Source organism: Cohnella sp. OV330, from assembly GCF_900112065.1.
Lineage (GTDB): Bacteria > Bacillota > Bacilli > Paenibacillales > Paenibacillaceae > Cohnella.
In genome coordinates, this window is record NZ_FOKE01000008.1 from 337,463 (window position 1) to 357,858 (window position 20,396).

Sequence of the window (20,396 nt, forward strand, 5' to 3'; positions counted from 1 at the left end):
AGGGAAAGTTATTGACGGTGCATGCGAAATCACATATATTATCATTGAATTGGTCAGACAACTTACCTAATATCCATTTGTATTGGAGAATCCGTCGCGCATGAATAAAGCTGAATTGATCGTAGACAAACAATTCGTCATCGGCAACGTGGACCCCAGGCTGTACGGCTCGTTCATCGAACACGTCGGCCGGGCGGTCTACGGCGGCATCTATGAGCCTGGCCATCCGGAGGCGAACGCACAAGGCTTCCGAAAAGACGTCATGGCATTGGTGCAAGAGCTGGGCGTCCCCATCATCCGGTATCCCGGCGGCAACTTCGTATCCGGCTACGAATGGGAGGACGGCGTCGGTCCCGTCGCGGCGCGCAAGCGGAGGCTCGACTTGGCTTGGGGCGCTTTAGAGACGAACGAAGTCGGGACGAACGAGTTCGCGGCTTGGGCGCGAACGGTCGGCGCCGAGGTCATGATGGCCGTGAACCTGGGCACCCGCGGACCGGCGGATGCGCGCAATTTGATCGAATACTGCAACCACCCGGGCGGTACGTACTGGAGCGATCTGCGCAGAGCCCATGGACAGGAAGCGCCCCACAAATTCAAGACTTGGTGTCTGGGCAACGAGATGGATGGTCCTTGGCAGATCGGGCACAAGACGGCCGACGAATACGGGCGTACGGCGCTCGAAACGGCGAAGCTCATGAAATGGGTCGACCCCTCGATCGAGCTGGTCGCCTGCGGCAGCTCCATGCGCGACATGCCGACTTTCGGCGAGTGGGAAGCGACCGTGCTGGACCATACGTACGAACAGGTCGACTACTTGTCGCTTCATACGTACTACGGCAACCGCAAGGACGATACGGCAAGCTTCGTCGCGAAAACGCTGGAGATGGACGATTACATTCATTCCGTCATCGCCGTCTGCGATTACATGAAGGCCAAGAAACGCAGCAAGAAGCAGATGATGCTATCCTTCGACGAATGGAACGTCTGGTATCACAGCGCGGACGCCGACCGGCAGCTCGAGCGTTGGACGATCGCGCCGCCGCAGATCGAGGATATTTATACGTTGGAAGACGCGATCGTGGTCGGTTGCATGATCATCTCGCTGTTGAAGCGCGCAGACCGCATTCGGATGGCCTGCATCGCCCAGCTGGTGAACGTAATCGCCCCGATCATGACCGCGAACGGCGGGATCGCATGGCGGCAGACGATTTTTTATCCGTATCTGCATGCATCGCTGTACGGCCGAGGCGTCTCGCTGAAGCCGATCATTCGAAGTCCCAAGTACGATTGCAAGCAGTTTACGGACGTTCCTTGCTTGGAGTCGGCCGCCGTCTACGACGAGGAGGCGGAGCAGCTTGCGATTTTCGCGGTAAATCGGGACTTGGCGGAGGCGTTTGAAGTCGAAGCGGATCTCCGGCAATTCGCCGGCTACAGGATCGTCGAGCATCTGGCGCTGACCCATCCGGATCCGAAAGCAAGGAATACGGCGAGCGAGCCGTTCAACGTAACGCCGCATACCGAGAGCGGCGCCGAGCTGCGGGACGGCTGCCTCCGGATAAGACTGCCCAAGCTCTCGTGGAATGTCATTCGGTTGAAAAAAACGTAACGCCAGTTCGCAACGTAAATCGCGACCGGTTGCTGGCGGCGCGAAGTGGAGGCGATGAGCATAGATGAGCGTCCAGTACGAGCTCGTGGAGAAGGTCGTTAAAGCCGGCGGCACCGTCGGCGTGAACTGCGATTATACGGACATCAAGGCTGCGCTCGACGACATCGCGGACAACTCGGCCGGGAAGCGGTACGTGCTGCGGATATTGAACGGCACCTACGATGTCTCGAACGACGGAAACCTGTATCTTGGCCTGAAAAATTACGTGGACCTCATTGGACAATCACGGGGCGGCGTGCGGATCGTGAAGCGGGACGATGACTACAGCGACGCGAAAAACGTGTTCGACACGGCCTATTACGGACAACGGATCGAATACGCGTCGCTTCGGAACCTGACCCTCATCGGCTATAACTTGAAGGCGCCCGTGCACATCGACGACGAATATTTGCAAGGCACGATCGAGCTCGTCGACTGCACGTTGATCAACGAAAACACGCCGGACATGGGCAACTATCGGAACGGTCTCGCTTGCGGCCTTCGGCAGGGCCAGCGGGTCGTTGCCAGAGGCGTCCATTCCAACGGCATGCTATGGATGCATAACGGCTTCGAGGCGTATGCCGGAGAGGGCTGCCGCTTCGAGCTTTACAACTGCATCAGTCCGTTCATCGTGATCGGCGAGCTGATCACCTACGGCAACGATACCATTGTCATCGAGGGCTGCCGGGCTGAATTTCTCCGCTATCTTTATATCAAAGGCGTTGCGGTGCAGCAGCTGCGTCCGTATGTCCAATCCAGTTTTTCGTTCGAACTCCGGGGCAATTCGATCGATTACGTCGAAGCCGTAACGACGATGGACCTCGGCTACACGTCGGTTCCCACCGCGTTCGATGAGCTTTGCGAGGGAAAGTGGTCCATCAGCGATCCTTCTATCCATCAGTTCGTTCGGAATACCGGGGCGGCAGATATCGTTAGAGGGAGCCTAGTATCGCGAAATGGAGACGGCGTGAAGCGATGGGCTTCAGGCGAACGGCTGTACGGCATGGCATTGGACGTCATCCTGCCCGTCGACTACGGGATCGTCCAGGACCGCGGCATCGTGTTTATTCCCGTTCATCCGGATACGGAGATCGCCGAGGACGAGCCGGTCGAGCTGGACGCGTCGGGCCGGGCCGTTCGACATGGCCGCGGCGAGAAAATCGGCGTGGCCCAAGGTCGGTATGCGCACGGCGACCGTCCGTTGAAGGTCAAGCTAACGAAATCGCAACTATCATAATCATTCTATTACCTAGTAAGAAAGAGCCGATTCTATACCGAATAGGCTCTTTCTATTTGCATCCATTTGCATCCTGTATAGATGAGGTGTGAGCCATGATCAAGGTCATCATCGTAGAAGACGAGATGCTGGTGCGAATCGGCCTGAAAAACTCGATCGAATGGGCGAAATTAGGCATGGAGGTCATCGCCGACTTCTCCAATGGGCAGGCTGCATGGGATTTCTATGAGCAAGTAAGGCCCGATCTCATTCTGACCGATATCCGAATGCCGAACATGGACGGGATGGAGCTGATCTCCCGCATCAGAGAGAACGATGGCCAGACCAAGATCATCATTCTGACGGCTTATGAGGAATTCGATTGGGTTCATAAGGCGATCCGGTTCGGCGTGACCGATTATATCCTCAAGTTCAAGATGTCCATCGACGAGATGGAGAAGGTCTTGCAAAAAGTGCAGGCCGAATTGAAAACGAAGAGCTTCCGATCGCCGTCGGAGCCGCAGCACGATCAGCTGAATGCCATCAACCTCAAGGAAAACGCAATGAAGGACTATCTGTCTTACGGGCGCTATTCGGATGCGGAATTCGCCGCGATAACGAAAGAGCTGCGCTTCCGTCTTCAGCCGGAGCGGCTTCTATTGTGCGTGATGGCCATCGACAACTTCAAGCAGATGGAAAGCAAATTCAAAGACAGCCACGGGAATTTGATCCGATTCAGCATCCTGAATATGATGAGCGAGCTGCTGGCCGGCTACAATCGGGGAGAAGTCATCTACGAGCGTGACGAGAAATATATCTTGACGTTCAGCTTCCAGGATGTCGTCAGCGAGTCGAACATTTATCAACAGCTGCAGGACATCCTGTCGCATATCAGCAGCGTCATTAAAACTTACCTGAACGCGTCCGTCACCTTCGGAATCAGTTCGATCAACAACGGCTATTCCGCGCTGAAGCCCATGTACGCGGAATGCCTCCGCATGTTGGATCTTAGATTCGTTCTCGGCAACGTTTCCTATATCCGATCGGATGTAATGGGCGCGGAACGCATTTCGAAAAACGTAGCCATGAAACTCGACAAGACGATTCGCGAATGGGAGCCGTTTAACGACCGGTACTTCAAGGAAATCGAGGCCGGCATCCAGTCGCTCGGCCAGCTTGAGCGCATCTCCAAGCAGGACATCCAGGTGATGATGATTCGCTGGATTCACTGGCCGACCGTTAATCTCAATAGCTACGCCGACGACATCTCCGGCATGGCGCTCGACTACGCCGGACGGATTCATCAGAGCCTGACTTTGGACGAGAACATCGCGATTTTCACGCGTTACCTCCATGAAGTTCAACATTTTCATGAGAAAAAGAGAGCGATCAGCAAAGAAATCGCCGAGGCGATCAAATACATTCAAGCCCATTACGATCAAGATCTCTCCCTCCAGCAGCTGGCCGACCAAGTGAAGATGAATCCGAGTTACTTAAGCAGGCTGTTCAAGAAGCATTTGCAGACGAGCTTCATTGAATATCTGAATGCTTACCGGATCGATATGGCCAAAAACCTGTTGATGAACACGCATCTCAAATCCTACGAGATCGCCGCGAAGACCGGTTATAAGGATGACAGCTACTTCAGCCGGATTTTCAAAAGGGTAACCGGCATGAGGCCGCACGAGTTCAGGAAGCAATGGTTCGTGGACAACAGGGAGGAAAAAGAGGATGACGCGGATGATGAGATTGTTCAATAGGGCAAACCGATATTCCTTGGCGAACCAATTGGTCGTCTCGTTCCTCATCATCTTTCTGCTCATCTTTACGATCAGCTCGCTGTTTGCCTATTTCGGCATTCTGAATGTGTTGAAAAAAAACGCGGTAGATACGAATCAACAGCGATTTAAGCAAAACGACTATAATCTATCGGTGTTTGTCAACGAGGTGGATCAGGTCTCCAGGCAGCTTTTTTTAGAGGCCGAGCTGCAAAATTTGATCAATTTCAAGAGCATGACCGAGATGAACAGCGTCCTGCAGGTTTCGGCGGCATTCCAATATTTTACCGAAGCGCTATCGGACAATAAATTTATCGACTCGATCAGCTATTTTGGCGATAACGGCTTTATGATTCGAACGACCGCGCAAAGAAACGATATTTTATACGATTCGAACAGTAAGGTGAACGAATTTTATCAGAATCAAGTCTATGGCAAGATGAAGTCGGCTGGGCAGACGTTAGTCTGGTTCGGCGGATTTACCGATCAAGATTTCAATATCGCTGACTCGACGCCGATATCGTCCAAAGCGACGACGCCGATACACTATATTACCGCCGCGCGCAGCTTTTACTCGAATAACCATTCGGCTACGCTTGTCATCAATATGGATATGAAGTACTTCAACGATATCTACAACCATGCCAACGATATTGAGAATAATGACTTGTATCTGGTCGATGGATCAGGGCGAATCGTGTCCCATGGGGACGAAGAGAAGATCGGGCAAGCGGGGGCGGTCCCCGAACAAGTCTTTCATCCCGCGCACGCAAGCGATAAGTTCGCCAGCGAAGAACGCAACGGCAAACAAATCATGTCCTACCGCATCAACGAGATGGGTTGGATCCTCGTTAACGAAATTCCTGTAAGCCTTTTCATACGCGATATTTTGACCTTGCGGCTCATCGTCGTGACGATGTTTATTTTCAGCTTGGCATCGGCGGCCGTTCTCTCGAGATACTGGATACGCAGAATAACGAAGCCGTTAAACAGCTTAACGACCGTCGTGAGAAGAATGGGGCAAGGCAATCTGGGATTAACGTTGGATCTGGATTTAAAAAACGAACTCGGCATTCTCATCGCGCAATTCAATAAAATGTCCAAAAACATCCAAGACCTGATCGAACAAAAGGAATCGATTCAGGAAGAGAAGCGGACGATCGAGATCGGGGCGTTGCAGTCGCAGATCAATCCCCATTTCTTCTACAACACGCTGAATACGATCAAATGGATGGCCATCATGGTCAAAGCGGACAATATCGTGGAAAGCATCACGACCTTGGGCGATTATTTGCAACCGATGTTTAAGCAAGGCATGCTCTGCACGATCCGGGAAGAGATCGATTATATCGAAAACTATATCAAGATTATGAATTATCGCATGGCAGGCGGGGTGAAACTCCATTTTCAGATCGCCCCCGAAGTGACGGAATATCCCATTTTGCGATTTCTGCTGCAGCCCTTGGTCGAAAATGCGATTACGCATGGGCTAAAAAACCAAAACGGAGGAGTCATAACCATTACCGCTTCGGAACAAAAAAATGAAATCGTCTGGCGCATCTCCGATAATGGCGAAGGCATGTCCGAAGACAAGCTGCAAGAGATTAGGGAATCGCTTCATAGAAGCAACAGCGAACCATCGGGCGAAAAGAAGGGGATCGGCCTGTACAATACGAACCGCAGAATCCAGCTTCACTTCGGCGATCGTCATGCCATCAAAATACAGAGCGAGCTGAATGCGGGGACAGAACTGCAGTTCACGATACCAAAAGTGCAAAAAACGTAAAGAAAATACAACTTTTTCTGGGGCCGGGAACGGATTCATTTTAGGCGCTCAGGTTTGTTGTGTATTTCACTAGAAAGTCCATTTTTCCGCTTGAAAGCCTTTTCTATAATGAATACACAGACCAAATACCAGCCAAGGAGAATAAAGCGATGCTATCCAAAAAGAATAGAATCGGGTGGAAATACTTCCTCATCGCCATGCCGTTTATGATTTACGTCATCGCTTTTTACTTCGTGCCGTTATTCGGTTGGATCTATTCCTTTTACAACTACAACCCGGCACTCAGCTTCTCGCAGCTTAAGTTCGTAGGTTTCGATAACTTTATGAAGATGTACAACGAACGAAGCGAAATTTACCGGGTTCTCAAGAACACGTTGGCGATGAGCTTCCTTTTAATCCTCGTCACCCCGTTGCCGTTGATCGCAGCCATTATGATGAATGAAATCAGGCATAACAAGTATAAGCGATTTATTCAAACGGTGACTACGCTGCCTAATTTTATAAGCTGGATCGTCGTGTTCGCCCTCGCGTTCGCCGTTTTTTCAAGCGATGGCCTTTACTATACGTTGTTGAAAAACTTGCATCTCGACGTGCCTGTTATCGGCCTGCTCGGCAACAACGGCGCGGCCTGGTTTTTCCAGGCGGGGCTGTACGTCTGGAAGACGATCGGATGGACGATGATCATCTACATGGCCGCGATCGCAGGAATTGACAGCGAGCAATACGAGGCGGCTCGCATCGACGGTGCCGGCAAATTCGGCTTAATGCGCCACATCACGATTCCGGGTCTCGCGCCAACGTTTTTTGTCCTCCTGCTGCTGCAGATCAGCAACTTGCTCAACAACGGCTTCGATCAATATTTTGTTTTCTACAACTCGCTTGTCGCGGATAAATTGGACGTGCTCGACTTTTACATTTACAAAGTCGGCTGGGCCGTCAGCGACTATTCCTATGCGACGGTGTTGGGGATGGTGAAGTCGTTGCTCGGTATTGCGCTGTTGTTCTCCGTCAATTACCTCTCCAAGAAAACGAAGGGAGAGTCGATCCTATGAACGCCAAGCAACGAGGCTCGCTGGCCGAACGCGCATTCGATCTATTCAACTACGTTTTCATGGCTTTGTTCTCCTTTATCTGCGTCTATCCGTTTTACTACGTGTTTATTTATTCGATCAGCGAACCGAGACTGGCGCAGAAGGGCGTTTATTTTTGGCCGGGCAGCCTGAATTTTGACGCTTATGTCAAAGTGTTCAGCTTAAATACGATCCCGCACGCCTTCCTCGTTTCGGTAGAGAAAACATTGATATTCACCGTATTGTGCGTCTATTTTTCGGCGATGCTTTCCTATCTCTTTACCAAACACCAGATGCCTTTTCGCAGATTGATGTACCGCATCGTGATCTCGTCGATGTATCTGAATTCGGGTCTGATTCCCTGGTACATCACGATGAAAACGTATGGACTTCGCAATTCCTTCCTGCTTTATGTCATTCCCGGCATCATTAACGCCTTTTATATCATCCTGATCAAAACCTATATCGAGCAGCTGCCCTCGTCGCTTGAAGAGTCGGCGCAATTAGACGGCGCGGGTTTTATGACCATCTTCAACAAAATCATCTTCCCCTTGTCCAAACCGATCGTGGCTACGGTCGCCGTATATGCCTCGGTAGGCTGCTGGAATAGCTGGATCGATAATTACTTGCTGGTCGAGAAAGCAAACCTGCAGACGATTCAAGTCATCTTGTACGGATACCTGAACGAAGCGCAGAGCATGACCCAGGATCTAGCGAGCATGGCGGCGCACGCAGGCGCTGGGAGGCAGCTCCAGTTTTCGCCGGAGACGATCAAGATGAGCATCACCGTCATCTCGGTGCTTCCGATCATTCTCGTCTATCCGTTCCTGCAAAAGAACTTTATCAAGGGCATCATGCTCGGCGCCGTCAAAGGCTAATACGGATATGATGGTTTTTCTAAAAAACCATGTATCAATAGATAAAAGCGAAAGTCAATCACTAGGGAGGTTATTCGATGTCAGGGATGAAAAAGAAATCGAGTCTGCTTGCGATGGTCGTCAGTACGTCCCTTCTTGTCATGACAGCTTGTTCAGGCAATAACGCAACGAACAATGCTTCATCCGCACCCGCTTCAAGCGCGGCGCCTGCATCGAGTCAAGCAGCCGCATCCAGCCCCGCGGCCGACGCTTCGGCCGGAACATCCGATTATCCCGAGCTCCCCAGAGATCCGATTACGTTGAAGGTATTCATCGGCGGCTCCGACGCCAACAAAGGAATTTGGAATACTTCCATAGGCAAAGTCATTCAGGAGAAATTCGGCATCACGCTGGATTTCATCACGGGCGACGACGTGAAAGAGAAGACGATGATAGCCGGCGGCGACTTGCCCGACGTCATTACGACCGGCGGATCCGTCAGCGCATTGGTCGACTCCTTGATTCAGGGCGGCCAGGTTATTCAATTGGACGACTTGATCGACAAGTACGGTCCGAACATCAAGAAAAATACGCCGCAAGCGCTGGAAATCATGAAAGCTTCCGCCAGCAACAATACAGGTAAACTCTATTTCCTGCCGGTGCGGGTGAATAAAGCGGCCAGCAGTCCTGTCCCGCTGAAAAGCGCGCTTGCCGGATTCTACACCCGATGGGATCTGTATAAAGCGATCGGCGCCCCGGCCATGACGAACGAAGACGATTTCTTGAAGGTCAACAAGGAAATGCAAGACAAGTTCCCGACGACCAAAGACGGCAAAAAAACGTATGCGTTCTCGGCATGGGCCGCGGATCCGTTCCCGTACATTATTTCCTATCCGTTCTCCATGGGATATAACAACTGGACGGCGAATACGTCGATCAGCGCAACGACCGGCGAGGTCGTAGATAACTACATCGCGAAGGACGGCGTATTCTGGAACGGCATCAAGTTCTTCAATAAAGCTTACCGCATGGGATTATTCGATCCGGAAGGCTTCACGCAGAAGATCGAGCAGTATATCGCGAAGCTGAACTCGGGCCAAGTCTTTAACTCGGCGGCTAGCTTCTGGATGGGCGGCAATGACCTGGTCACGAATACCGGAAACGCGAATGCGGAATTGCTGCAACTGCCCGGACCGTTCCCCGGCTATATGGCGTTGTATCCAAAAGACGCGCCGGGCGGCAACCTCCTCGGACCGGCTCGCGCCATTACGAAAGCGAACAAATATCCGGAACGCACGATGGAGCTGTTTAATTACCTGAGCGGAGACGAAGGCGGAAGATTGCTGTTCACCGGCGTTAAAGGCGTGGATTGGGATGTCGTAGACGGCAAACCGCAATTGATCGGCAAAATGGCGAATACGACCGATCCAGGCTACAACGATTATCTGACCAGCGTAGGTACCGAAAAGCTCAACAAATTGTCCAATCTCCATGAAGCCTGGACGGCGGAAGACGGCTATCCGCTTGATCTGAAGCTTGTCATCGATCCGGCTACCGTCACGCCGGCCGAAAAGGAATTGGCTCAGCAATTCGGGGCGGATCTGTACCCGGGGCAAGTATACGACAAGCTGGTCAAAGACGGAAAAGCCGTCACGGATTCGAAATACTTTGCCTTCACCGCATTCGTCAAGCAAATGTCGGAGCCGAACCAGCAAATTATGGTTAAGGCGGATCAATACTTCCTGGCGAACGTCGCGAAATTCATTATGGCCAAGGACGACGCAGCCTTCGATGCCGCACGGAATAAGGCCGTCGACGACTTCCTTGCGATGGGCGTAGACAAAGCATATGCCGAATTCCACAAGCTGATCGATGACGCCAAAGCGTTCGTTAAAGAAAATAACCTGGAATAGGAACGGCCGCCAGAACGACGTAATTGAAAAGGGACTGCCTCCAGGTGGTCCCTTTTCTACGGGTTTGCGAGCGATGGATCTTTACGGGAGGGAATCATGTGTCCGTCAATTCGACTTCTATAATCGCCGATCTTGAAAACATGCGTTTCCAGTACAAGTCGGAGCTAGCGATTTACACCGAAAAGCTGATGGACGGCAGATTGCTGTTTGCCGGATTTCAAGATAACGGCACCACGATTTACGATTACAACGACTTCAAGGACAAACCTTCCTTCGACCTGACGATCGACGGCGAATCGTTGTATTACGGGTGGGCGTTCAGCGATTTTGCATCGGGTCAAGACGAACTGGGGAACACGACGGGAACCTTGACGTTAACGCATGCATGGAAGCCGATTCAATTAAAAGTCATCACGAGCTGCTGCGGCTTCGGCTTTTTCAGAAGATCCTTGGAAATCGTCAATCTTTCGGAAGAGACGACATTCGGGCTTACGAACGTGACCCCGTTAAAAGGATGTATATGGAGCATTACGGATAACATCGCCGATAATCTGCGAGACGACACGGTCGCGCCTTATTCGGTCGGGCGATTCAAGGATTTGTATTGGGCGAACGAGGGCAACTTTGCCTGGCAGGACGTTCCGGTGAATACCGGCGTTTACTTCAACTCGACCTTCGGCATGAGCGGGCACGGCAGCCCTTTCTTTATCCTGCGCAACAATATCAACGGCGGCTATTTCGTCTGCCAGATGGGCTGGTCCTCCAATTGGAAGACGGCCTTTTTCGCGGATTATTTTAACGATAGCCGTCTGCCGAACAAGATCAACCTGAACTTCGAGGTTCAACCGGTAACGCCGTCGCCCGCCAGATTTATTGCCCCTGGAGAGACGATCGCTGCGCCGGACATGCATTTCGGGGCGAGCCATGCCGACTTGGATGCGGCGATCCAGAACCTGCACGCCTACTTGAGGCAATCCGTCCTGCGACAGGTCGGCGACGGCCTGCAGCCCGTCATATATAATCAGTCCGGTTATATGGTACCCGGCTATAAGCAACCGGAGATGAGCGAAGCGGGACTGAAGGAAGAGGTGGACATCGCTGCGGAGCTTGGCGCGGAGCTCTTTATGATCGATGCCGGCTGGTACGGCAATAACGGGACAGTGGGAGCCGATTGGGGGAATACGACGGGCGATTGGTACGCGGCGGACATTCTTCCGAACGACCTGTTTCCCGTCTATGAATATGCGCGATCAAAGGGCTTGAAATGCGGCTTATGGGTAGAGATCGAAACCGCCGGCTCAAAATCGAAGCTTGCCGCAGATCATCCCGACTGGTTTTTGACGAAATACGGCAGTACGTTCCCTCGCGTGCTCGATCTGTCGAAGCCGGAGGTGAAGGATTTTGTCGAATCCGAAATCGTGCGGCTCATCGAGAAATACCAGTTGGATATGTTCCGGCTGGATTACAACTCGTGCTCGAACGAGGGAGGCTTCAACTTCAAAGACGGCTGGAACGAGAATACGCATTGGCGGCATATGGAGGCCGTTTACGAGATTTTCGAGCGGGTCGGCAAAAAGTTCCCGAATTTGCAGCTGGAGAACTGCGCCAGCGGAGGCGGACGGACGGATATCGGCATCGTCAGCCGATTCACCACGACGTGGGTTTCCGACTGGTTCAAGATGCCGCGGACGGTGCGGATCTTGAACGGCATGAGCATGGCTTTGCCGCCTGAATTTATCAACAGGTCCTATACGCCGGGCATGGAAGGGAATCTGGACACGCACATGCACGTGATTATGATGGGACATCCGATGCTGTGCGGCGTCGCGCCTTCCCTTGCTGAAGCGACGCCCGCCACGATGGCGTGCGCCAAAAAATACATCGGCATCTACAAGGATTTCATCCGGACCTTCCACCGGACGGCAAAAGTATATCATCACACGCCGGTCATCCCCGGCGCCGACGGTTCGGGCTGGGCCGCGCTGGAATACGTTTCCGAAGACCGGACGAAGGCCGTGGCGACGGTGTTCCGGCTTATTAACGCGGATGAAGATCGCTACACGCTGAGATTCAAAGGCCTCGATAAGGGCGCGAGCTATCGCGTGCGGATCGAGCCGGAAGGAAGCGAGTTCGTTGTCGCCGGTTACGCGTTATCGAGAGAAGGACTTACGATCGAGCTGGATACGGCATTAACCTCGCAAATGATATTGCTGAATCGAACGGAGTAGCGACCCAAGGAGCAGGGAGGCGCCAATCATGAAAACAAGCTATTCGGGTCTTGCCGTCGTTCCCACGACGCCTCCATCGATGAGCGTAATCGTCGAGCCTGGGCGCATCGCGGCGGGCAACCGGGTCATCGAGCTGGCCGAAGCCGCTACGATCTGTATTCGCGTAGCCGGACAACGGCGCTTTAACGACCAACGCTATCGGATCGTAGGCGAAGGTACGGCTTCCCCGAGCGGCTGGAACGGCGAGAATATTCGCGGCACTGCGGGAATGCCTTATCAGCGCATGGTTCCCGGCTCGCTGCAGGTATACTCGGCGGACCGGAAGAAGCGTTACGTTCCGGAAGCCGATTTTACGCAAGACAGCTACTGGGGCACGATCAAGCGCCATCCGTTAGGGGAGATCGTCGTCGATCAAGAGCTTTCGATCGACTACGCCGTTTGGTTATGCAGATATGACGCCATCGTGCTGCAGGAGGATGGCAGTATTCAAGTCGTCGAAGGCGACAGCGAAGCGCCGGAGTCGCGCGAGCTGCTGCTGCCCGAGCCGCCGGCGGTGGGGACGGGTTTTGCGCTGGCCCATGTTTTCACGGGCTGGGGCCAATCGTGCATATATGGCGGCGGGAGCTTGATCGTCACGGATCGCTCATCGTATCTCCGATCGCCCGAATCGCTGCCGGTTCTGTCGGGACGGTACGAAGACATGGTGGAACGCACCTACGTGGTCGAGGTTGTAACCGCGGAAGGCGATTGCAAGGGATCATACCAGGTACGAATCGGGGCAACGGGAGAGGATTACGGCACAAGCCAATCTTTGACGATGGATACGCTGCGATGGACGGAAGCCAAGCCGCTGCCGCTCGACCGGAAAGTGCCGCTGCTGCTGCAATCCGCCTATCGCTATCCGGTAAGCTGGGGGCTGGAGCTGGATTTTTCGCCATTGGGATCGGACGCGAACGATGACTTGTCGGGAACGTACAAGGTCACGGCCTATCCGGAAATGATCTTCGATCGCAGACAAGCGCTTAACGGGAGCGATCCGCTGGCGTTTATTCCCCTGGAGCAGCGCAGTCATCTGGATGGCTTCAGGGATAAGGCGGCTGCCGGCCATCCGGTACGCATTGCGTTCTTCGGCGCCAGCAACGCGCGTCATGGATTATGGCCTGCGCAAGTCGTCAGCGCGCTAAGGCAAGCCTATCCGCGCACCGCCATCTCGACTTCGGTCATCGCCTATGGCGGAGAGGAGATGCGTCATGGCCGGCACCGATTCGGGCATGAAGTACTGAGCGTCGCGCCCGACTTGATCATCATGGAGTATTTTATCAACGACGTATGCCACGGCCATCCGGAGGAGACCGAGGAAGCCGCCCGTTATCTTTTGCAAAGCATAAGGGAAGCCGGCATCCCATGCATTCTCCTGACCAATAACGGCGCCAACCCGCTTTTCTCCAGAAACGGCTCATCAAGCAGCTTTCAACGATACCATAAGCTCTATCGCAGCTTGGCGGCCGAATACGAAGTGGCTTTTGTCGGCGGCTACGGCTATTTCAGGCATCTCCATGCGTTCGGCAAGTATTTCCTAACGGAGCTCAAAGGCAATATGGTCAACCATCCCTACGGGATCGTCGATCAGAATTGGGGACTGTTCGATCGCGTGTTCAGCGGCGCTATATTAAAAATACTCTTATAGACGCAAAATGCGGCTAAGGATGAGCTGGAGGAGCAGGCGATGGATCCTAAAACGATGAAAGAATCGATCCGGACAGTGAAAGATTTCAGGATGATGCTGCTTGGCGACCGCTACCGTCCCGGCTATCACTTTGCCATGCCCGAAGGCTACGGATTGCCTGGCGATCCGAACGGCGCATTTTATGCGAACGGCAGATATCATCTCATGTATCTCTATGAAAACTGTACGAGAACGACGGGTGCCTTTAATTGGGGGCATATATCGAGCCATAATCTGGTCCATTGGCGCCATCACCCGGATGCGCTGATCCCAAGCGACGGGGATAACGGCGCTTTTAGCGGGGGCGCCTTCGTCGATGACGACGGTGCCGCATACCTTGCTTATTCAAGCTTGGCGACCGATATGGAGACGATGGCGGGCGGCGGCGTCGGCATTGCGAGGAGCTCGGACAGACACTACGAACATTGGGAGAAATTCGAGACGTTGGCGATTCAAAGCACGGCAAACGGCATTACGGAAGTCGTCGGCAAAAACGGCGAGCGCGTGTATGCGGGGAGCTGCGATCCAAGCAACATTTGGAAAAAAGACGGCGTGTATTATATGCAAACCGGAAATTTATGCGTGCTCGGCAATTACGGAAGAAGCGAAGACTCTCCGCTTGAGGCGAGGGGAGACTGGACGGATTTATTCCGGTCGACGGATCTGAAAAAATGGGAATACGTCGATCGCTTTTATGAAAGAGATCGTTCGAACAAATGGACGCAGGAATCGGAAGACGACATGTGCGCGAGCTTCTTCCCGCTCCCGCTAAGCAGACATGGCGGAGCGCCGAGCGGCAAGTACCTGCAGCTTTTCCTATCGCATAACAAGGGCTGCCAATATTATATCGGCGAATACCGCGAGGATCGGTTCTGGCCGGCAAGTCACGGACGCATGACATGGGCAGACAGGGCTTTCGCCGCTCCGGAAGCGTTGACGGACGCTAAAGGCCGGCAGATCGTATGGGTGTGGATCATCGATAATCTGGAGGACGAATCGAGCTTCGGGTGGTCCGGCGTGTACAGCTTGCCAAGAACCGTGTGGTTAGGAGAGGACGATACGCTGCGGATGGCGCCCGTCGACGAGCTTGCCCTGCTGAGGTATAACGCCAAGCGCTTTCCTGCGATCGAGCTATCCGAAGGAGAAAAGCAGGAGCTTGCCGGCATCAACGGCGAATCTTCCGAGCTGAAGCTGACGATCGTATCCGGAACCGCCCGAAAGGCCGGTCTGAAGGTGCGCACTTCCCCGGACGAAGAGGAAGTCACGCTGCTCTACTACGATGCCGAAACGAAAGAACTCGTATTCGATTCGACGCGCAGCGGCGCCGGCGGCTGGAAGGCGAAGGAAGCCGCGCCTTTTCAATTGAAGGAATCCGAGCAGCTCGAATTAACGGTTTACATCGATAAAGGCGTCATCGAGATTTTCGCCAATGAACGTCAAGCGATAACAAGGCGGGTGTATCCGGAGAGATCGGACAGCACGGGCGTCTACCTCTTCGCCGAGGGCGGCACGGCTGCCTTCGAGGAAATACAGGTATGGGAAATGATGCCGTCGAATTCCTATTAATGTTAAATAGAAGCAAAAGGAGCGAACGGCAAATGAGAATTTTGGCCATCGGCGCCCATCCGGACGATGTGGAATGCTGCGTAGGCGGCACGTTAGCGAAGTACGCGGCACGCGGTGACGAAGTAACGATTATGGTGGCAACCAACGGGAACGTCGGCTCGCCGACGCTCACCAAGGAAGAGATCGCGGCCGTGCGCAAAAAAGAGGCGCAAGCCGCAGCGGACGTCATCGGAGCCGACCTGATCTGGCTTGATTACGACGACGAGTTCTTGTTCCACGACCGCGAATCCAGAATGACCTTCATCAATGCCATCCGTCAAGCGAATCCGGACGTCATGTTCGTGCACAGTCCCAACGACTATCACCCCGACCACCGCGTCTGTTCGGAAATATCGATCGACTGCCGCATCCCCGTGACCGTTCCGCTGATCGTCACGGAATATCCGGCGATGTCGAAAGTGCCGCATGTTTTCTTATACGAGAACGTCGGCGCCGTCGATTTTCAGCCCGAGGTATACGTAGATATAACCGATACGTTCGAGACCAAGTCGAAAATGCTTAAATGCCATGAAAGCCAGGATGTCTGGATGCAGCATGTATACGGCGCAGATATCGTCTCGAACATGGCGAGAGTCGCCTCCATGCGCGGGGTGGCGCCGGGCTACAAATACGCGGAAGGCTTCCGCAGCTTGCCCATGTTCCCTATACCGGGAAGTCCGCACCTGCTTCCTTAAGGCGATCGTCGAATCAAGCCATTGATAGGAGTGAAAGAGATGAAGCTGCAATATAGCATGGCGCACGAACCTTTGCTGGACGCCTCGACGCGGGATGCCTTGATCGAGAATATCAAAAACGCCGGCATCGAGAAGATTTGGATCGCCGGATTTTTCTCCGGCAAGATGGTCGACATCGAGGAGCTGAAGCAGGCGAAGGCGTTCGCGGAGCTGCACGGCCTTGCGGTCGGCGCGGTCACGATCCCGATCGGTCACCCCGGCAACGCGCTGAATCCGGACGATCCCGACCTGGATCTGGAGATCCCCGAGCATTGGCACTATCGGATCGATATCAATGGCCAAACCGTCTATTATTGCGGAGCCATCGATAAATGCCTGATCGAGGACAACGGCAAAGCGGCCAAGCAGCTGCGCGATGCGGGCTTCAAAGAGGTATTTTTGGACGACGATCTGCGAGCCGGCAACTTCAACGAATTTATCGAAGGCTGTTACTGCGATGCGTGCGTGGCGGAATTCAATCGCGCCTACGGCCGCCGGGAGACGAGGGAATCGTTGCTCGTTCAAATGACGCAGAAGCGGAATGCGGCAATCATGAAGGATTGGGTTGCGTTCCAATGCGTTAAAGTGACGGACGTCGTAAAGGCAACGGATATCGAAGGCGTTCAGCCCGGCATCATGGTGATGCATTTCGGAGACGAGCGGCACGGGATCGATATTCCTTCGATTCGCGAGCAAATGCCGCACGCGCTGTTCCGGGTGGGAGAGTACCAATTTAACGATACCAGATTCACCGCTCCTCATGCGAAAGCGGAAGAACTGCTCGGCATTCTGTACCACTTGAGCTTTATCGATAAGAAATACGCGTATAGCGAATCGACGATTTTTCCGCCGCGCTCGTTAAAGGCGCACAACCTGGTCTATAAAGCGAAGCTGGCCATCACGGCGGGCCTCGAGAATGTACTGTTCATGAGCGGTACGTGGGTGCTGGACGACAGCTATTGGCAAGCGATCGCGGACGCGCTGCCCGTATTGCGCGAGCTGGACCGAGCGACCGCAGACGTGCCGAGAGCCTATCCGGTACATCTGGCGTACGGCACGCATGGCGCTTATGCGGAAGCGTTCGTGCCGACGAGCCTGCCGCTGCTGGCGGGGATGCCGGTCAAGGCCGTTCGCGCCGACCAGCGCGGCGAGGGCGGGGAGCTGCTGTTATTTTTCGGAGACTATCGATTGGGTTCGGAGTGGCAGGAGCGGTTGCCTCGTTATAAGCAAGTCGTGTTTGACCAAGCGGCGGCCTTAAAAAACAACGATATTTTGGAGCAGCTGCAGCTAACCGCAACCAACCTTGTCTTCTGGGATGAGCAAGCGACGGCAAGACCTTCCGCAGACCAGATTTCTTCGCTGCAACGCTTGGTGGCCGAGGGCTCCTGGGATTTCCCGCGAATCGTCGATGGGAACCAGATCGGTTTGGTCTGGCTCAAAGACAGCGACAAATGTATTTTGTTTAATCTGCTGGAAACGGAAAATCAGGGGATCGTCCATTGGGCAGGCCGCCGGTATCCAGTTCAGCTTGAGCCACTGTCCTTTGCGATCATGGACGGCGCGGGCGCCTTGGCGACATACAACACGGCATACGCGCTCTAAGGGAAGGAAGGTACCGCAGATGCGGAAAAAGATATGGCAATGGACGGGCTTCAATACGATGGCGTCAAGCGAAGCCCCGCGAGAGGAACCCGGCAGCGGCCAAGTCGAGATCCGCATCCTGTCGATCGGCATTTGCGGCACGGATCTGCACATCATGAGCGGCCATGCCGGGTTCGGCGTACCGCCGCTGGCACTCGGCCATGAATTGGCCGGCGTCGTGGAGCGCATCGGCGATGGAGTCATCGGATGGCAGCCGGGCGACCGCGTCTGCATCGATCCGCTGATCGGCTGCGGCGCATGCCATGAATGCCTGAGCGGCAATAAGCACCGCTGCCCGGAAGCTGGCGAGATCGGGCTGCAATTCCCCGGCGGCTGGCAGGCGTATCTCGTCGTCCCCGCCGCCAACCTGTACAGACTGCCCGACAACGTCAGCTTTGCGGAAGCGACGCAGGCGGAGACGTTGCACTGCTGCTTGGGCGGCATCGATAAATTGGATATTCGCCCGGGACAGCATGCCGCCGTGATCGGGGACGGTCCGACCGGTCTCTATTATGTGCAGCTATTAAAAGCGGCCGGCGCGAGCAAGGTCACGCTGATCGGCATGCGGGACAATCGCCTTGCGCTTGGGCGCAAGCTCGGCGCGGACGCTGCGGTCAACCTGGGATCGGAATCGCAGAATGCCAACGATCCGGTTCCCGCGGCGGAAAGCCAGCATATCGTCATCGACGCGGCAGGCAATGAGGCCTCCTTGAAGCTGGGGATCGAGCTGCTCCGGATCGGCGGACAGATGCTTCTCTTCGGCCTCCCGGGCAAGCCGGTTCAAATGGACATTCAGGCAGCGGTCCTGAAGGAATTAACGTTGATGGGTTCGACGAATGCGCCTCATGTATGGCCGCGCGTCATCGAGATGATCGCTTCCGGCAGCGTGAAGGTGAGTCCGATGATCACGCATCATTACAGCTTCGATGAGCTGGATCAAGCGATCGCATTCGCGCGGAACGAGCCGGGCGAAGCGATCAAAATAATCGTCAATCACGAATAGGAGGAAATCGTTATGAAAATCGTCGCCGTCCATACGAAAGCCATCAAAATTCCTTTTTTCAAAGGCGAAAAATGGTCCGGAGGTACAAGGTACAGCGCGCCTTCGCTCATCGTGCAGATCGAGACGGACGAAGGCCTGATCGGGATCGGCGAGTCGGTAGGACCGACCATCCCGGTCATCCAGACCGTCGTGGACAAGGAGTTCGCCCCGTTCCTCATCGGCCGCGATCCGATGGAGCTGGAATCGATCCTTCACCGTCTCGAGGAATATTGCGTCAACTGGAAGCAGATCGGCAACTACGGCTTGGCCGGCATCGAGATGGCGCTCCTCGACCTCCGCGGCAAAATCCTGAACACGCCCGTCTACAACCTGTTAGGCGGCAAGGTGAAGCAGGAAGTGGCGTTCTCGGGCTACATCTTCATCGACAAACCCGAAGTCAACGCCGAGGAAGCGCGCAAGTTCGCCGCCGCTGGCTACACGGAATTGAAGCTGAAGGTCGGCCGCGACATCGACCTGGATACGAAGCGGGTCAAAGCCGTGCGCGAGGCGGTCGGGCCCGCGATGAAGATCCGCATCGACGCCAACCAGAACTGGAGCGTGCCGACGGCGATCAAGGCGATCCGCAAGATGGAGAAGTACGATCTGCAAATGGTCGAGCAGCCGACGCGATTCGACGACGTGGACGGCATGGCCGCCGTCGCGCGCGCCGTCGACGTGCCAATCATCGCGGACGAAGGCTGCGCCACCTATGAGGATGCCTTGCGGCTGATCGACAAGCGCGCTTGCGCCTGCTTCCTCGTGTATCCTTCCGAAGCCGGCGGCATCCTGAAGGCCAGGCAGATCGTCGATCTGGCCAACCACGCCGGCATCTGGTGCGCCACGGGGAGCTGGGCGGAGACGGGCATCGGCACGCTCGGGAACGTGCATATGGTCGCTTCCTCGCGGAACTTTCCGTTTGCGAACGACACACATCTGAAGTTCATGACAGGCGACCTGCTGCGCGAGGAGCTGGTGTTCAACGACGGGAAAATAACGGTTCCGGATCGCCCCGGCTTCGGCATCGATCTGGACGTCGCGAAGCTGGACCGTTTCGGCGCGAATTTCGAACGCGAGATGGTGTTCTACGATCCGCAGGACCCGCAATTCCAGCCGCGGATCGGCCAATTGCTCTAAGGCTCGACGATACCAAGCACT

At 54.4% G+C, this 20,396-nt stretch carries 14 protein-coding genes; all 14 read left to right on the forward strand.

Features of this window, described 5'->3' with window-relative positions; genetic code table 11:
• The first annotated feature begins 100 nt into the window (after nucleotides 1-100).
• On the forward strand, nucleotides 101-1,606 hold the full coding sequence (locus BM235_RS20190; RefSeq protein WP_090116031.1) for an arabinosylfuranosidase ArfA: 1,506 nt from the start codon (nucleotides 101-103) through the stop codon (nucleotides 1,604-1,606).
• Between the two features lie 64 nt (nucleotides 1,607-1,670).
• Nucleotides 1,671-2,882: a hypothetical protein gene (locus BM235_RS20195; protein ID WP_090116032.1), complete on the forward strand. Its 1,212-nt coding sequence runs from the start codon at nucleotides 1,671-1,673 to the stop codon at nucleotides 2,880-2,882.
• 95 nt (nucleotides 2,883-2,977) lie between these two features.
• Nucleotides 2,978-4,621, forward strand: a complete 1,644-nt coding sequence (locus tag BM235_RS20200) for a response regulator transcription factor (RefSeq protein ID WP_090116033.1) — start codon at nucleotides 2,978-2,980, stop codon at nucleotides 4,619-4,621.
• Nucleotides 4,593-6,425, forward strand: a complete 1,833-nt coding sequence (locus tag BM235_RS20205; protein WP_090116034.1) for a cache domain-containing sensor histidine kinase — start codon at nucleotides 4,593-4,595, stop codon at nucleotides 6,423-6,425. The genes BM235_RS20200 and BM235_RS20205 overlap by 29 nt, the downstream gene beginning before the upstream one ends.
• Before the next feature lie 149 nt (nucleotides 6,426-6,574).
• On the forward strand, nucleotides 6,575-7,477 hold the full coding sequence (locus BM235_RS20210) for an ABC transporter permease subunit (protein WP_090116035.1): 903 nt from the start codon (nucleotides 6,575-6,577) through the stop codon (nucleotides 7,475-7,477).
• Nucleotides 7,474-8,373 carry a carbohydrate ABC transporter permease gene (locus BM235_RS20215; RefSeq protein ID WP_090116036.1) on the forward strand — a complete coding sequence of 300 codons (900 nt, stop codon included), beginning with the start codon at nucleotides 7,474-7,476 and terminating at the stop codon, nucleotides 8,371-8,373. Before BM235_RS20210 ends, BM235_RS20215 begins: the two co-directional genes overlap by 4 nt.
• Nucleotides 8,374-8,450: 77 nt before the next feature.
• Nucleotides 8,451-10,265, forward strand: coding sequence for a type 2 periplasmic-binding domain-containing protein (locus BM235_RS20220; protein ID WP_143106711.1), 1,815 nt, complete (start codon nucleotides 8,451-8,453; stop codon nucleotides 10,263-10,265).
• Nucleotides 10,266-10,363: 98 nt separating this feature from the next.
• Entirely contained in the window at nucleotides 10,364-12,493 is a 2,130-nt protein-coding gene (locus BM235_RS20225) for an alpha-galactosidase (RefSeq protein ID WP_090116038.1), read from the forward strand.
• Between the two features lie 28 nt (nucleotides 12,494-12,521).
• Nucleotides 12,522-14,180: an SGNH/GDSL hydrolase family protein gene (locus BM235_RS20230; protein ID WP_090116039.1), complete on the forward strand. Its 1,659-nt coding sequence runs from the start codon at nucleotides 12,522-12,524 to the stop codon at nucleotides 14,178-14,180.
• Nucleotides 14,181-14,219: 39 nt separating this feature from the next.
• Nucleotides 14,220-15,785, forward strand: a complete 1,566-nt coding sequence (locus BM235_RS20235; RefSeq protein ID WP_090116040.1) for a glycoside hydrolase family 32 protein — start codon at nucleotides 14,220-14,222, stop codon at nucleotides 15,783-15,785.
• 32 nt (nucleotides 15,786-15,817) lie between these two features.
• Nucleotides 15,818-16,519, forward strand: a complete 702-nt coding sequence (locus BM235_RS20240; RefSeq protein ID WP_090116041.1) for a PIG-L deacetylase family protein — start codon at nucleotides 15,818-15,820, stop codon at nucleotides 16,517-16,519.
• 39 nt (nucleotides 16,520-16,558) lie between these two features.
• Complete coding sequence (locus BM235_RS32125; protein ID WP_158543826.1) at nucleotides 16,559-18,160, forward strand: hypothetical protein; 1,602 nt, start codon at nucleotides 16,559-16,561, stop codon at nucleotides 18,158-18,160.
• 19 nt (nucleotides 18,161-18,179) lie between these two features.
• Nucleotides 18,180-19,202, forward strand: coding sequence for a zinc-dependent alcohol dehydrogenase (locus BM235_RS20245; protein ID WP_158543827.1), 1,023 nt, complete (start codon nucleotides 18,180-18,182; stop codon nucleotides 19,200-19,202).
• A 12-nt stretch (nucleotides 19,203-19,214) separates the two neighbouring features.
• A complete protein-coding gene (locus tag BM235_RS20250; protein WP_090116043.1) occupies nucleotides 19,215-20,375 on the forward strand; it encodes a mandelate racemase/muconate lactonizing enzyme family protein in 1,161 nt (386 codons plus the stop codon).
• Nucleotides 20,376-20,396 lie beyond the last annotated feature (21 nt).

What these genes read in the sequence shown, in the direction of transcription:
- BM235_RS20190 (WP_090116031.1), top strand. Translation starts at nt 101, where the DNA reads ATGAATAAAGCTGAATTGATCGTAGACAAACAATTCGTCATCGGCAAC.
- BM235_RS20195 (WP_090116032.1), top strand. Translation starts at nt 1,671, where the DNA reads ATGAGCGTCCAGTACGAGCTCGTGGAGAAGGTCGTTAAAGCCGGCGGC.
- BM235_RS20200 (WP_090116033.1), top strand. Translation starts at nt 2,978, where the DNA reads ATGATCAAGGTCATCATCGTAGAAGACGAGATGCTGGTGCGAATCGGC.
- BM235_RS20205 (WP_090116034.1), top strand. Translation starts at nt 4,593, where the DNA reads ATGACGCGGATGATGAGATTGTTCAATAGGGCAAACCGATATTCCTTG.
- BM235_RS20210 (WP_090116035.1), top strand. Translation starts at nt 6,575, where the DNA reads ATGCTATCCAAAAAGAATAGAATCGGGTGGAAATACTTCCTCATCGCC.
- BM235_RS20215 (WP_090116036.1), top strand. Translation starts at nt 7,474, where the DNA reads ATGAACGCCAAGCAACGAGGCTCGCTGGCCGAACGCGCATTCGATCTA.
- BM235_RS20220 (WP_143106711.1), top strand. Translation starts at nt 8,451, where the DNA reads ATGTCAGGGATGAAAAAGAAATCGAGTCTGCTTGCGATGGTCGTCAGT.
- BM235_RS20230 (WP_090116039.1), top strand. Translation starts at nt 12,522, where the DNA reads ATGAAAACAAGCTATTCGGGTCTTGCCGTCGTTCCCACGACGCCTCCA.
- BM235_RS20235 (WP_090116040.1), top strand. Translation starts at nt 14,220, where the DNA reads ATGGATCCTAAAACGATGAAAGAATCGATCCGGACAGTGAAAGATTTC.
- BM235_RS20240 (WP_090116041.1), top strand. Translation starts at nt 15,818, where the DNA reads ATGAGAATTTTGGCCATCGGCGCCCATCCGGACGATGTGGAATGCTGC.
- BM235_RS32125 (WP_158543826.1), top strand. Translation starts at nt 16,559, where the DNA reads ATGAAGCTGCAATATAGCATGGCGCACGAACCTTTGCTGGACGCCTCG.
- BM235_RS20245 (WP_158543827.1), top strand. Translation starts at nt 18,180, where the DNA reads ATGCGGAAAAAGATATGGCAATGGACGGGCTTCAATACGATGGCGTCA.
- BM235_RS20250 (WP_090116043.1), top strand. Translation starts at nt 19,215, where the DNA reads ATGAAAATCGTCGCCGTCCATACGAAAGCCATCAAAATTCCTTTTTTC.